The organism is Mesorhizobium sp. B3-1-8 (genome assembly GCF_006439495.1).
Lineage (GTDB): Bacteria > Pseudomonadota > Alphaproteobacteria > Rhizobiales > Rhizobiaceae > Mesorhizobium.
Window position 1 is genome coordinate 50,260 of the sequence record NZ_VFTK01000024.1, and the last position, 12,806, is coordinate 63,065.

General features: G+C 64.2%; 12 protein-coding genes. 11 read left to right on the top strand and 1 reads right to left on the bottom strand.

The window, feature by feature from the left end; all coding sequences use genetic code 11:
* Positions 1-75: 75 nt before the first annotated feature.
* Positions 76-978, top strand: coding sequence for a metallophosphoesterase (locus FJ424_RS21820; protein WP_140654914.1), 903 nt, complete (start codon positions 76-78; stop codon positions 976-978).
* A gap of 86 nt (positions 979-1,064) precedes the next feature.
* Here FJ424_RS21820 and FJ424_RS21825 read toward each other — a convergent pair whose 3' ends face one another.
* On the bottom strand, positions 1,065-2,315 hold the full coding sequence (locus FJ424_RS21825; protein ID WP_140654916.1) for a cellulase family glycosylhydrolase: 1,251 nt from the start codon (positions 2,313-2,315) through the stop codon (positions 1,065-1,067).
* Positions 2,316-2,444: 129 nt separating this feature from the next.
* Here FJ424_RS21825 and ybgC point away from each other — a divergent pair, with 129 nt between their 5' ends.
* From ybgC to ftsH, 10 genes are all read left to right on the top strand, one after another.
* Entirely contained in the window at positions 2,445-2,918 is a 474-nt protein-coding gene (gene ybgC / locus FJ424_RS21830; RefSeq protein ID WP_140654919.1) for a tol-pal system-associated acyl-CoA thioesterase, read from the top strand.
* A 309-nt stretch (positions 2,919-3,227) separates the two neighbouring features.
* Entirely contained in the window at positions 3,228-3,938 is a 711-nt protein-coding gene (gene tolQ / locus FJ424_RS21835; protein WP_140645855.1) for a protein TolQ, read from the top strand.
* 9 nt (positions 3,939-3,947) lie between these two features.
* The gene (gene tolR / locus FJ424_RS21840; protein ID WP_140645854.1) at positions 3,948-4,406 is read left to right on the top strand and encodes a protein TolR; all 459 of its coding nucleotides are present in this window, start codon (positions 3,948-3,950) and stop codon (positions 4,404-4,406) included.
* Between the two features lie 7 nt (positions 4,407-4,413).
* Positions 4,414-5,568, top strand: a complete 1,155-nt coding sequence (locus FJ424_RS21845; RefSeq protein ID WP_140654922.1) for a TonB family protein — start codon at positions 4,414-4,416, stop codon at positions 5,566-5,568.
* Between the two features lie 66 nt (positions 5,569-5,634).
* Positions 5,635-6,921: a Tol-Pal system beta propeller repeat protein TolB gene (gene tolB / locus FJ424_RS21850; protein ID WP_226892221.1), complete on the top strand. Its 1,287-nt coding sequence runs from the start codon at positions 5,635-5,637 to the stop codon at positions 6,919-6,921.
* Positions 6,884-7,105 (top strand): four helix bundle protein, encoded by a 222-nt coding sequence (locus tag FJ424_RS21855; protein WP_140654925.1) that lies wholly within the window; start codon positions 6,884-6,886, stop codon positions 7,103-7,105. Before tolB ends, FJ424_RS21855 begins: the two co-directional genes overlap by 38 nt.
* A gap of 233 nt (positions 7,106-7,338) precedes the next feature.
* The gene (gene pal, locus FJ424_RS21860; RefSeq protein WP_126080754.1) at positions 7,339-7,845 is read left to right on the top strand and encodes a peptidoglycan-associated lipoprotein Pal; all 507 of its coding nucleotides are present in this window, start codon (positions 7,339-7,341) and stop codon (positions 7,843-7,845) included.
* 210 nt (positions 7,846-8,055) lie between these two features.
* Positions 8,056-9,225, top strand: coding sequence for a tol-pal system protein YbgF (ybgF, locus tag FJ424_RS21865; protein ID WP_140654927.1), 1,170 nt, complete (start codon positions 8,056-8,058; stop codon positions 9,223-9,225).
* The gene (gene tilS / locus FJ424_RS21870; protein ID WP_140654930.1) at positions 9,219-10,595 is read left to right on the top strand and encodes a tRNA lysidine(34) synthetase TilS; all 1,377 of its coding nucleotides are present in this window, start codon (positions 9,219-9,221) and stop codon (positions 10,593-10,595) included. The genes ybgF and tilS overlap by 7 nt, the downstream gene beginning before the upstream one ends.
* 105 nt (positions 10,596-10,700) lie before the next feature.
* Positions 10,701-12,635, top strand: coding sequence for an ATP-dependent zinc metalloprotease FtsH (ftsH, locus tag FJ424_RS21875; RefSeq protein ID WP_140645850.1), 1,935 nt, complete (start codon positions 10,701-10,703; stop codon positions 12,633-12,635).
* Positions 12,636-12,806: the final 171 nt, after the last annotated feature.

A 12,806-nucleotide genomic window follows, 5' to 3' on the forward strand; every position in this document is an offset into this window, starting at 1 on the left:
CGGCCTAGCTGAGGGCGTAATTGCCCCCTTTAAGGCAGCTTCCTGATAGAATTCCCAAGGGGCTTGGGCCGATCCATGATCACCAGACGTGGTTTCCTGCGCCTTGTCGGCGGCTCGGCCTTCAGCCTGGTGTCGCTTGGCGCTTATGCCGTCGGCATCGAGCCGATGCTGCTGACCCATGTGAAGCGCTACACGCTGACGCCGCCGCACTGGCCGGCCGGACTCAAGTTACGCGTCGTGGCCCTGGCCGACATCCATGCCTGCCGGCCCTGGATGACGCCGGAACGGATCGCAGCACTTGCCGAAGAGGCCAATGCGCTGCAGCCGGACGTCATCGTCATGCTTGGCGACTACCCCGCCGGGACCCGGCTGGTGACCGGCTGGGTAAACGCGTCGGAATGGGCGCCCGCGCTGGCCGGGCTCAAGGCGCCGCTCGGCGTGTGGTCTATCCTCGGCAATCACGACTGGTGGGATGATCGCTCGGCGCAAGCGGCCGGGGCAGGGCCGACCATTTCGCGAAAGGCGCTGGAGGCCGTCGGCATTCCGGTGCTGGAGAACGACGTCGTACGCCTGGAAAAGGACGGGCAGGGCTTCTGGATAGCCGGCCTGGCCGACCAGATCGCCCTGTTGCCGGACAAGGCCAAGGGCCGCAGGGGGCTCACCGGTCTCGACGACCTTCCCGGCACGCTGGCCAAGGTTGGCGACACTGCTCCCATCATCCTGCTCGCGCATGAGCCGGATATTTTTCCGAAAGTGCCCTGGAGAGTTTCGCTGACGCTGTCCGGTCACACGCATGGCGGACAGGTGCGGCTGTTCGGCTATTCGCCGGTGGTGCCTTCCGCCTACGGCAACCGTTACGCCTACGGCCATGTCGTCGAGAACGATCGCAACCTGATTGTCTCGGGCGGACTGGGCTTCAGCATCGCGCCGATACGTTTCGGGGTGCGGCCGGAGATCCTGCAGATCGATCTCGGCTAATGCATGTCGCGCAAAAGTGTGCAGCGGTATGCATGAAAACAAAGGCTTAAAGCGCGTCGCCTGAATCCGCTTCAGCGCAGCTCAGCTTACCGAAGCGCTCGGATGGCGTTCATCACGTCCGGCTCCGCCTTCTCGCCGTCGAACGCGTCGACGATGCCGAAGGCGCCGCCATAGCTCCAGACCGACCAGGAAAAGCCGTGCGCCTCGGCGCGGGCAATCATGTCGCGCACATAGGCCGCGCGGTAGGCGGCCGGCATGACGAAGCCGTTGCCGTATTCCTGGCGGATCATGCCGAATTCGCCGAGCGTGATATCCTGCGGCTTGACGCCGTTTGCCTTCGCCCAGGCGTCGACCGTCGCGAACGGCGCGTCCATCACGCCAAGCAGCTTTTCGGGGCTGTCCATCGTCGCCACCTGCTCGTCGAGATAGGCGAGGAGGCCGCTCCGCCGCGCCCAGGGCGCCTCGGCCTTGATCCGGTCGCGGATCGTGTCCAGCGCCATGTCCAACTGCGCCTTCGGAACGGCCGTCAGCGGGTAAGGCAGGCCGCTGACATAGGGGATGAAGTCGCCGGCCCAGCTTGCGCCCTGATGCGTCAGAAGAAACGGATCGTAGGAATGGAAGGTCCAGATGACGTTGTCATCGGCGATCGTCCTGGGATCGATTTTGGCCAGCGATTCCGCGTTCGAATAGCAGCCGCCGCTCAGCACCAGGGTGAGCCGGGTGGCGGCGGCGCGCGCGGCGGCGAACAAGCGCTTCTGCAGGTCGGGCCAAAGATTGGTGCCGCTCGCGTCGCAATCGACCAGCGGCTCGTTCATCAATTCCAGCGCGACAAGCTTCGGATCCTCCTTAGCCAGCGTCCGCGCCATCTTGCGCACCAGCTCGGTATAGGCATCGAAGACGGCCGGATCGTGCATGACGTCGCTCATGCCGATCTTGCGATTGCCGCCGGCGGGGATCAGATGCAGGTCGACGATCACCTTGAGGCCGGCGCGGTTGACCATGCGCGCCGAGTCCAGCACGCTGCCATAGAGGTCGTCGCGAAGGGCCGCGGTCTGGTCCGAGAGAAAGGGCGCGGAATCGACCGGCATGCGCAGGAAGTCGAAGCCTGCATCCTTGAGTGCCTTGAGGTCATCCTCGTTGAGGAATCTGCGCCATTCCGGATAGGGCAGGATCGCCTGGCGGTCGCCCCATCTGTCCTCGGTCGGCCAGGTCACCCACTGGTCGAGATTGAGGCCGCGTTTCATCGAGAACGTCGCCGCTCCGGCGGGCAACGCCAAAGCGGCAAACGCAAGCAGCGCCGCCATCAAGGTCTTGATCATCGTGCCCAACAATGCCATCCCGTTTCCGCGCGAAAACAGTGCGTGTCGCCCAAAAGTGTGCAGCGGTTTTGGGATAACGATACGCATAGAAAGTGCCTGAAGTCCGAGGGCTTTAGGTGCCTGTTCGGGCCTGAAAAGGAAAGCGCGATGGACGATCATGGTGAATCGGCGGCGCTGAGCGCCGGGCTTTCCGGCGCGCTGACGGATTTCGGCCATCGGCTGATGGCCCGGGTCTACTATGCCGACACCGATTTCTCCGGCGTCGTCTATCATGCGCGCTATCTCGAATTCCTCGAACGCGGTCGCTCCGACTATCTGCGGCTGACCGGCGTCCACCACACCGAACTCCTGGACGGCAAGCATGGCGAGCGCATCGTCTGGGTGGTCCGGCGCATGGAGATCGACTTCCGTTCCCCGGCGCGCATGGACGATATCCTGACCATCGACACCCGCACAGACGACATTTCCGGCGCCCGCATCTTCATGGGCCAGCAATTGAAGCGCGCCGGCGATGTGCTGGTCGAGGCCAGGGTCGAAGCGGCGATCGTCGGCGAAAGCGGCCGGCCAAAGCGTTTCCCGAAGGAGTGGGTCGCCGCCTTTATGCCAAAGGCCAAGTCCTGACTCTTAGCTTGCCGGCACAATCTCGAAGCCAGTAACCAGACGGCTCCTGTGGCCGGACGGCTGCAGCCATGCGCGGCAATGCGCCGCGCCTTACGTCCTAACCCATCCTTAACCATAACGGTTCATGAAGGAATTGGCGAAGATTGGCGCAATTCGTGCGCCTTCCTTTCACCAATATTTGCCTCGAAAAGGCCGCGAAACGGTGCATTCGGGGCGTAGCCCGCAAGCTTCACGCTTCGCGCGATCGGACCAAAGGGATGCCATGGGCCAGCCGCCAGCGATGCCCGGATAATCTTAAGGACTTAAGTCATGGAAAACATCGCACTCGCCGATCCGGCAGCGCATTTATCGATCTGGGCGCTGTTCATGCAGGCCGGCTGGGTGGTCAAGCTGGTCATGATCGGCCTGCTCTGCGCCTCGATCTGGACCTGGGCCATCATCATCGACAAGCTCGTCGCCTATGGCCGGATGAAGTTGGCACTGAACCGCTTCGAGCAGATCTTCTGGTCCGGGCAATCGCTTGAAGAACTCTATCGGACGCTGGCCGACCGCAAGACCACCGGCATGGGCGCGATCTTCGTCGCTGCCATGCGCGAATGGAAGAAGAGTTTCGAAAAGGGCGCGAAATCGGCGCTGGCGCTGCAGACCCGCATCGACAAGGCGATGGACCTGGCGCTGACGCGTGAAATGGAGAAGCTGGAGGGTCGCCTCGGCTTCCTCGCCACCACCGGCTCGGCCGCACCCTTCATCGGGCTGTTCGGCACCGTCATCGGCATCATGACGTCGTTCCAGGCGATCGCCGCCTCGAAGAACACCAGCCTCTCGGTGGTGGCGCCGGGTATCGCCGAGGCTCTGCTGGCGACCGCGATCGGCCTGCTCGCGGCCATTCCCGCGGTCATCGCCTACAACAAGCTGTCATCGGACGCGAACAAACTCGGCGTGCGCATGGAAGGGTTCGCGGACGAGTTCTCCGCCATACTCTCGCGCCAAATCGATGAAAAAGTAGCGCAGAAGACCTGAGGAGCGATCATGGGGATGTCTGCAGGCGCAGGTGGCATGGGGCGAGGCGGGCGCGGCCATAGGCGGCGTGGCCGTCACCATGCCCTGATATCCGAAATCAACGTCACGCCGATGGTCGACGTGATGCTGGTGCTGTTGATCATCTTCATGGTCGCGGCGCCGCTGCTCACCGTCGGGGTTCCGATCGACCTGCCGGACACGCAGGCCAAGGCGATGAATGTCGACACCCAGCCGATCACCGTTTCGATCGACGCCGCGGGCAAGATTTTCCTGCAGGAGACCGAGATTCCGATCGAGGAACTGGTGGCCAAGCTGCAGGCGATTTCCAAGACCGGCTATGACGAGCGCATCTTCATCCGCGGCGACAAGTCGACCGACTATGGCACGGCGATGAAGGTCATGGCTCGCATTTCGGCGGCCGGCTACAAGAATATCGGCCTGGTGTCGCTGCAGGAACAGGATCAGTAGACGCCAAATGCGGACCGGCCTCACCTCTTCGGTGATATTGCATGCGGTGGCGCTGGCCTTCGGGCTGTTCACGCTGTCGTCGCCGCCGGCCATGCCTGCCAGCGACGTGGAGTCGGTGGCGGTCGACATCGTGCCGATGGAAGCCGTGGCACAGACGCTGCAGGGCGACAAGAAGGCGGTCATGCATGACAAGCCGGCGCCGCTGCCGACCAAGCGTCCCGATATCGTGCCCGACGCCCAGAAGGTCGGCGAGAACACCGTCGATACCGACAAGCCGGTGACGGACGAAGCCAAGCCGAAGCCGGTCGAGAAGACAGCGGCGCCGCCGCCCGCGCCGACGCCGACCGAGAAGCCCGCGGTCGAGGATGTGCCGAAGCCGCAGGAGAAGCCGAAGCCGACCCCGGCGACCGAGGTAGCCCCGACGCCGACGCCGAAGGAGGAAGTCAAGCCCGAGCCGGTCAAGCAGACGGAACCGAAGCCGACGCCGGCCAAGGAACCGACGCCCGCGCCGCAGCCGGACAAGACCGCGGCCATCCAAAAGGAAGAGGTCAAGCCCGACGCCGTCGCAGAGGCGATCTCGCAGGATCAGCCGACGGAAGAGGCAAAGCTTCCGGATTCCGCGCCAGCGCCGGTAGCGCGGCCGAAGCCGCAGCCGGCCCAGGCCGAGAGCGCCAAGGCGCCGGATCGCAAGGATGCGGAAAAGCCGGTCAAGGAGGCTTCCTCGAAGCCGAAGTCAGACGAGAAGCAGTTCAATGCCGACGAGATAACGGCCCTGCTCGATAAGCAGAAGCCGTCCGGCGGCGGCGCCAAGCGCTCGACCCAGCAGGCCTCGCTCGGCGGCGAAAAGGACCAGGGCCAGAAGCTCTCCAAGTCGGAGCAGGGGGCGTTGGAGGATCAACTCGGTGGTTGCTGGACCCTTCCGGTGGGCCTCGAAGGTTCCGAGAACTTCACCGTGGTCATCCGTTTCAACCTGAATGCCTCCGGCAAGCTGGAGGGCCGCCCGACCGTTGAGAAGTCCAGCGGCAACCCTCAGTTCGACGCCAGCGCGGTTCGCGCCGTGCAGAAATGCGATGTCGCGGGACTGCAGGTTCCCGCCGGGAAGCAAGACATATGGTCCGACGTTCGCGTCAACTTCGACCCGAGAGCGATGCTCGGTCTTTAGCCTGAGCGTCCGAGAAATCAGCAAGAGAAGCGAGAAGACATGCAATCCATCCTCAAGCCGCTCCTGATGGTCGCCGCGATGGCGATGGGCATAAATGCTGCGGTCACCTTGCCTGCCCGAGCAACCCTCGAGCTCAACGTCAACAAAGGCAATGTCGAGCCGATGCCGATCGCCATCCCTGACTTTCAGGGAGGGCTTGGACCGCAGATATCGGAGATCGTCGCAGCCGACCTGAAGCGGTCAGGACTGTTCGCGCCGATCGACAAGGCCGCCTTTGTCGAAAAGATCACGAATCCGGATGCCCAGCCTCGTTTCGACGACTGGAAGGTCATCAATGCGCAGGCGCTGGTGACCGGCAGCGTGAGCAAGGAGGCGGATGGCCGCATTCGCGCCCAGTACCGGCTGTGGGATATTTTCGGCAACCAGCAGTTGGCCGGCGAGCAGTTTTTCGCCAACGACGCCAACCAACGCCGTGTCGCGCACATCATCGCCGATGCGATCTATGAGAAGATCACCGGCGAAAAGGGTTATTTCGATACCCGCGTCGTCTTCGTCGACGAGTCCGGCGCCAAGAACGCCCGCAAGAAGCGGCTCGCCATCATGGACCAGGACGGTGCCAATGTGCGCTACCTGTCGGACGGCCGCGCGATCGTTCTGACGCCGCGCTTCTCGCCGAACCGGCAGGAAATCACCTACATGTCCTATGAAAGCGGGCAGCCGAAGGTCTATCTGCTGCAGATCGAGACTGGACAGCGCGAGCTGGTGGGCAACTTCCCCGGCATGACGTTCGCGCCGCGCTTTTCGCCCGACGGCCAGAAGGTGATCATGAGCCTGCTGCGCGATGACGGCAATTCCAACATCTTCGCCATGGATCTGAGGAGCCGTTCGACGACGCGGCTCACCGATTCGACCGCGATCGACACTTCTCCTTCCTATTCGCCGGACGGCTCGCAGATCGTCTTCACCTCCGACCGCGGCGGCGGCAGCGGCCGTTCGCAGATCTATGTCATGGGCGCGGACGGCTCCAATCCGCATCGCATCTCCTTCGGCGACGGCGTCTATTCGACGCCCGTCTGGTCGCCGCGCGGCGACCTCATCGCCTTCACCAAGCAGAGCGGCGGCGAGTTCCAGATCGGCGTCATGAAGACCGACGGCTCGGGTGAGCGCATCCTGTCCTCCGGCTTCCAGCAGGAGGGTCCGACCTGGGCGCCGAATGGTCGCGTGCTGATGTTCTTCCGCGACACCGCCGGCGGTCCCAAGCTGGTCTCGGTCGATCTCACCGGCCGCAACGAACAGCAGATTCCGACCGCGAACTATGCGTCGGACCCGGCGTGGTCGCCGCTTTTGGAGTGAGGGGCGGGGAACTGGAGAACTGAAGAAGCAGGAACGCTACGTTGGACGCGCCAGCGAAGTCGAGACATGGATCTCCTACGTCTTCGACCTCGGGCACATTTCGAAGGCCCAGTTTGACGAGTGGCTGCGATCCTACAACCAGATCTACGGAATGCTGGTGAATCTCAGAGGGTCGCTGAAGTGACCTGTTTCTCCAGTTCTTCAATTCTCCAGTTCCCCAATTCCCTCTTTTTTCATGTTTTGGCCGCATTTCCGCCTAGGGTCCGCGCGCAATGTCGCCCCTTGGAAAGCGTGGGGCCAAGCAGTCGCGGACGGCGGCTCGAAACCAAACATTAACCGTGTTTCTTGAATGCCGGTTAACCCAAACGTGGTTACTGGGTGATCAACGAAATCACTCGAATGCGAAGGAGAGGCGGCATGGGCCGTATCGCAGCACTTACCCGAAATCCGGCCATGATCGCGCTGGTGGCGGCTCTCGCCATTACCGGTTGCGCCTCGAAGAAGACCCCGAACAGCGCGGCCGATCTCGGCCTCAACGGTGCCGGCGCCGCTACGCCAGGTTCCGCGCAGGACTTCACCGTCAACATCGGCGACCGCATCTTCTTCGATACCGATTCCTCGTCGATCCGCGCCGATGCGCAGACCACGCTGGCCCGCCAGGCGCAGTGGCTCAACCAGTACCGCCAGTACGCGATCGTCATCGAAGGCCATGCCGACGAGCGCGGCACGCGTGAGTACAATCTGGCGCTGGGCGCCCGCCGCGCCGCCGCCACGCGCGACTTTCTGGTCTCCAAGGGCGTCTCCGCCGGCCGCTTGAAGACGATCTCCTACGGCAAGGAGCGTCCGGTCGCGGTCTGCGACGACATCTCCTGCTGGTCGCAGAACCGCCGCGCCGTCACCACGCTTTCCGGCGCCGGCTCCTGATCGATTTTCGCCAAGGGCGCCAGGCGTCCCAGGCGACAAAAATACAACATCCCAAAATGAAAGGCGGCCTCAGGGCCGCCTTTTTCATTTGCAACGGATTGAAACAAAATTTGGCCGAAGTCTCGCGTCCTGCTATGAGCGCGAGGGCGCTTTCTCCCACTGTTTGATTTGGAAAGGCGCATCAGGCCAACACCCACCGCGAGAGACAGAATGCATTTCAGAACGGTCCTGAGCGGCACGCTTGCGCTGCTGCTCGTATCAAGCCTCCCAAGCCTTGCCGCCTCGGCCGACAGTGCCGGGCGGGCCTCCGACAGCGGGTTCACCTTCCGTCTGCCGACGCTTGGCATCTTCGGCGACAAGAAGAAGCCGGAACAGGCGCAGATCGCGCAGCAGGATGGCGGCGCTGGCATGACTGGCCTGGAGGACCAGCTTCGCCAGATGAACGGCAAGATCGAGGAGCTCAATTTCCAGATCCTGCAGATGCAGGAACAGATGCGCAAGCAGCAGGAAGACAATGAGTTCCGTTTCCAGCAGCTCGAGGGCGGTTCGCAAGGAGGCGCCAAGCCGGCCGGGCAGAAGAAATCGGAAGCCGCGCCCCAGGACCGGGGCAGCAACGACGGCAACACCAATCTCGGCGATGCGGGCACCGGTCAATCCGGCACCGGCGACGCCGGAACCGACAACAGCGTCGCCCAGGCTCCGGCGACGCAGGCGCCGGCCGACACCGGCGGGCAAGACAGCGGCGGCAAAAGCGTCGGCGACGTCATCGTGGAATCGCAGACCGGCGATCCCGGCAAGCTGATCACCGGCGCGCCGCCGAAGAATTTCGGCACCATCACCGTCGACAAGAACGGCAATGTGGTCAATGCCGAGACCGGTTCGCAGGCAGGCGCGCCGGCGGAAGCCCCGGCGGCCACCGCAAGCGCTCCTTCCGCCGAGACGCCGGCCAAGAAGAACAAGGCCGGCGACACGCAAGTTGCCGCGCTGCCGTCGACCAACGATCCCGACGAGCTCTACCGCAACTCCTACCAGTTCATCCTGTCGGGCGATTACCCGACCGCCGAGCAGGGTTTTCGCGATCATATTTCGCGCTTCCCCAAGGACGCCAAGGCGGCGGATGCGCATTACTGGCTGGGCGAGTCGCTGCTCGGCCAGCAGAAATACCGTGACGCGGCCGAGATATTCCTCGCCGCCAGCAAGGAATACCCGAGGGCCAAGAAGGCGCCCGACATGCTGCTCAAGCTCGGCGTTTCGCTGGTCGGCCTGAAGCAGAACGACGTGGCCTGCGCCACCTTCAGCGAGATCGGCAAGCGCTATCCCGACGTTTCCGGCGCGCTCAAGGAACGCATCAAGCAGGAAAAGGCCCTGGCGGCGTGCTGACGGCCGATACCAAACCTGACCTTTCGGACTGCCTTTTCTCCGACCTAGATCTTTCGACCGGCGCCGTTGCGGCCGTGTCCGGCGGCAGCGACTCGACCGCCCTGCTTATTCTCCTCAAGGATTACTTCGATCGGACCGCATCGGGCGCCAGGCTGCTCGCGGTGACCGTCGATCATGGCCTAAGGCCAGGCTCGGCCGTCGAGGCGCGGCAGGTTGCCCGTTTCTGCGCCGAGCGCGGCATCGCGCATCGCATTCTTCCCTGGCGCGGCGACAAGCCGGCGACCGGTCTGCCGGCCGCCGCGCGCGAGGCGCGCTACAGGCTGCTTGCCGAAGCGGCCGGCGCCGAAGGCATCAAGCTGATCCTGACCGGCCATACCGCCGACGACCAGGCCGAGACGGTGCTGATGCGGCAGGCCCGCGACGAGGAAGGCCGGGGCCTGGCCGGCATGGCGCCCGCCACGCTGCACGACTGGCGGACATGGATCGTCCGGCCGCTGCTAGGCACCAGTCGCGGGGTGTTGCGCGAGATGCTGCGGGCTCGCGACATCGGCTGGATCGAGGACCCTACCAATGTCGATATCCGATTCGAGCGGCCGCGCGTGCGGGCAAAGCTCGGGCAGGGTGATGGCGAACGGCGGATCGCGGAAGCGTTGGCACGGTCGCAGCAGGCGGCTCTCGAGCGCCACGACATCGGCCGCCGCGCCGCCGTGCTCATCGACGCGTTTGCCGACAGGCCGGTTCCGGGCCTCATCCGCCTCGACCGCGAGTTTACCGAGCATGAGGATAGCCAAGCCGCCCTCTATGCGCTGCGCATCCTGTTGGCCGCTGTCGGCGGCATGTCGTTCCTCGCCGACGAGGCGCGCTGCGCCGCGCTGCTTTTCCGCCTGCGGTCGGCTCCGCTTTGCGCCACATTGTCGCGGACGGTGGTCGACGCGCGCCGAACCGGCATTTTCCTGCGCCGCGAGAACCGCAACCTGCCCGCTGCCCTGCCGCCGTCGGATAACCAGCTTTGGGACAACCGGCGACGCATCACTTTGAAAGACGGGCCGGGCGGCTTGGTGATCGCGCCGCTGGGGTCCGCCGCTGCCAGGAAAGCGCCTTTGAGCGAGGATATTCCACCAAGCCTTTCGCGCGCCGCGCTTGCCGCGGAGCCCGCGCTGTGGTCCGGAGACGAACGCCTTGATTTCACTGGCGGCGATGCCGGCCCGCGGGCGATCTCGATGGTCCCAGTGGTAGCCCCTTTCGCCCGCTTCCTGCCGTCCTTCGATCTCGCGCCCGGCGCCGCCGTCGCGGCCCTTGTCGGCGCGCTGCCGCCGCCGGCGCCGCCATTCCACGGCCATGATGGCGGCCGAGGGTGGGCGAAAGCTTAACCGATACGTGCTGTTCTGCTTGGCAAGGGGAGGCGCTCTCCCTATGTTAGGCCCAAGCTTCTCCATCATCGCGGGTCCGTACGCGGGACCCCAACGGGACAATAGATGAATCCGAATTATCGCAACCTCGCGCTCTGGGCGATCATAGCGGTCCTGCTCATCGCCCTGTTCAATCTTTTCCAGACGCCCCAGACGCGCGGTGCCACGACGGATATCGCCTATTCGCAGTTCCTGCAGGATGTCGCGTCCGGCCGGGTCAAGAGCGTGACCATCGCCGGCGCCCGCATCTTCGGCAACTACACGGACAACGCCAATGGCTTCCAGACCTACTCGCCCGGCGACCCGTCGCTGGTCTCCAGGCTGCAGGACAAGAACGTCACCATCACCGCCAAGCCCGAAACCGACGGCTCCAATTCGCTGTTCGGCTATCTGATCTCGTGGCTGCCGATGATCCTGATCCTCGGCGTATGGATATTCTTCATGCGGCAGATGCAATCGGGCTCCGGCCGCGCCATGGGCTTCGGCAAGTCGAAGGCCAAGCTTTTGACCGAGGCGCATGGCCGCGTCACCTTCCAGGACGTCGCCGGCGTCGACGAGGCCAAGGAAGACCTCGAAGAGATCGTCGAATTCCTGCGCGATCCGCAGAAATTCCAGCGCCTCGGCGGCAAGATCCCGCGCGGCGTGCTCTTGGTCGGACCGCCCGGCACCGGCAAGACGCTGCTCGCCCGCTCCGTCGCCGGCGAAGCCAACGTGCCGTTCTTCACCATTTCCGGCTCGGACTTCGTCGAGATGTTCGTCGGTGTCGGCGCATCGCGTGTGCGCGACATGTTCGACCAGGCCAAGAAGAACGCGCCCTGCATCATCTTCATCGACGAAATCGATGCCGTCGGCCGCCATCGCGGCGCCGGCCTCGGTGGCGGCAATGACGAGCGCGAGCAGACGCTGAACCAGCTGCTGGTCGAGATGGACGGTTTCGAATCCAACGAAAGCATCATCCTTATCGCCGCCACCAACCGGCCCGACGTGCTCGACCCGGCGCTGCTGAGGCCAGGCCGTTTCGACCGCCAGGTCGTGGTGCCGAACCCCGACATCGTCGGACGCGAGAAGATCCTCAAGGTGCATGTACGCAACGTGCCGCTGGCGCCCAATGTCGACCTCAAGGTGGTTGCGCGCGGCACGCCGGGCTTTTCCGGCGCCGATTTGATGAACCTCGTCAACGAATCCGCGCTGATGGCGGCGCGCCGCAACAAGCGGCTCGTCACCATGGCCGAGTTTGAGGACGCCAAGGACAAGATCATGATGGGCGCCGAGCGCCGCTCGTCGGCCATGACGCAGGCCGAGAAGGAGCTCACCGCCTATCACGAGGCCGGCCACGCGATCCTGGCGCTCAACGTGCCGTCCGCCGATCCGCTGCACAAGGCGACGATCATCCCGCGTGGCCGCGCGCTCGGCATGGTCATGCAGCTGCCGGAAGGCGACCGCTATTCGATGAGCTACAAATACATGGTCTCGCGGCTCGCCATCATGATGGGCGGCCGCGTCGCCGAGGAGTTCAAGTTCGGCAAGGAGAACATCACCTCCGGCGCCTCCTCCGACATCGAGCAGGCGACCAAGCTGGCACGCGCCATGGTCACGCGCTGGGGCTTCTCCGACAAGCTCGGCCACGTCGCCTATGGCGACAATCAGGAAGAGGTCTTCCTCGGCCATTCGGTGGCGCGCACGCAGAACATCTCGGAAGAGACTGCCCAGATCATCGACGCCGAAGTGCGCCGGCTGATCGACGACGCCTATTCGACCGCGAAGACCATCCTGACCAAGAAGAAGAAGGAATGGATCGCGCTCGCCGAAGGGCTGCTCGAATACGAGACGCTGTCGGGCGACGAGATCAAGCAGCTGATCGCCGGCAACAAGCCCGCCCGCGACCTCGGCGACGACACCCCGCCCAGCCGCGGCTCGGCCGTGCCGAAGGCCGGCACCGGCGGTCGCCGCAAGAAGGGCCCGGAGCCCGAAGGCGGCATGGAACCGCAGCCGCAGGGCTGAGGTTCGGTAGACGATACAAACAAACGCCGCGGATCAAACCGCGGCGTTTTGGTTTTGGGAGCGCCAAAGGTTTAGCTGGCGCGGCTGGTAAATTGGCGAAACCCGGCGCGACAGCCAATCTCCCCCTTTGTGGAGGAGATGTCCGGCAGAGGGGGCGAAGGATCGCTACTT

Bases quoted from the DNA above. Each gene is read 5' to 3' on its own strand.
- pal (WP_126080754.1), top strand. From the start codon at position 7,339: ATGGGCCGTATCGCAGCACTTACCCGAAATCCGGCCATGATCGCGCTG.
- tolB (WP_226892221.1), top strand. From the start codon at position 5,635: ATGGTCGCCGCGATGGCGATGGGCATAAATGCTGCGGTCACCTTGCCT.
- FJ424_RS21820 (WP_140654914.1), top strand. From the start codon at position 76: ATGATCACCAGACGTGGTTTCCTGCGCCTTGTCGGCGGCTCGGCCTTC.
- ftsH (WP_140645850.1), top strand. From the start codon at position 10,701: ATGAATCCGAATTATCGCAACCTCGCGCTCTGGGCGATCATAGCGGTC.
- ybgF (WP_140654927.1), top strand. From the start codon at position 8,056: ATGCATTTCAGAACGGTCCTGAGCGGCACGCTTGCGCTGCTGCTCGTA.
- ybgC (WP_140654919.1), top strand. From the start codon at position 2,445: ATGGACGATCATGGTGAATCGGCGGCGCTGAGCGCCGGGCTTTCCGGC.
- FJ424_RS21845 (WP_140654922.1), top strand. From the start codon at position 4,414: ATGCGGACCGGCCTCACCTCTTCGGTGATATTGCATGCGGTGGCGCTG.
- FJ424_RS21825 (WP_140654916.1), bottom strand. From the start codon at position 2,315: ATGGCATTGTTGGGCACGATGATCAAGACCTTGATGGCGGCGCTGCTT.
- tolQ (WP_140645855.1), top strand. From the start codon at position 3,228: ATGGAAAACATCGCACTCGCCGATCCGGCAGCGCATTTATCGATCTGG.
- FJ424_RS21855 (WP_140654925.1), top strand. From the start codon at position 6,884: ATGCGTCGGACCCGGCGTGGTCGCCGCTTTTGGAGTGAGGGGCGGGGA.
- tolR (WP_140645854.1), top strand. From the start codon at position 3,948: ATGGGGATGTCTGCAGGCGCAGGTGGCATGGGGCGAGGCGGGCGCGGC.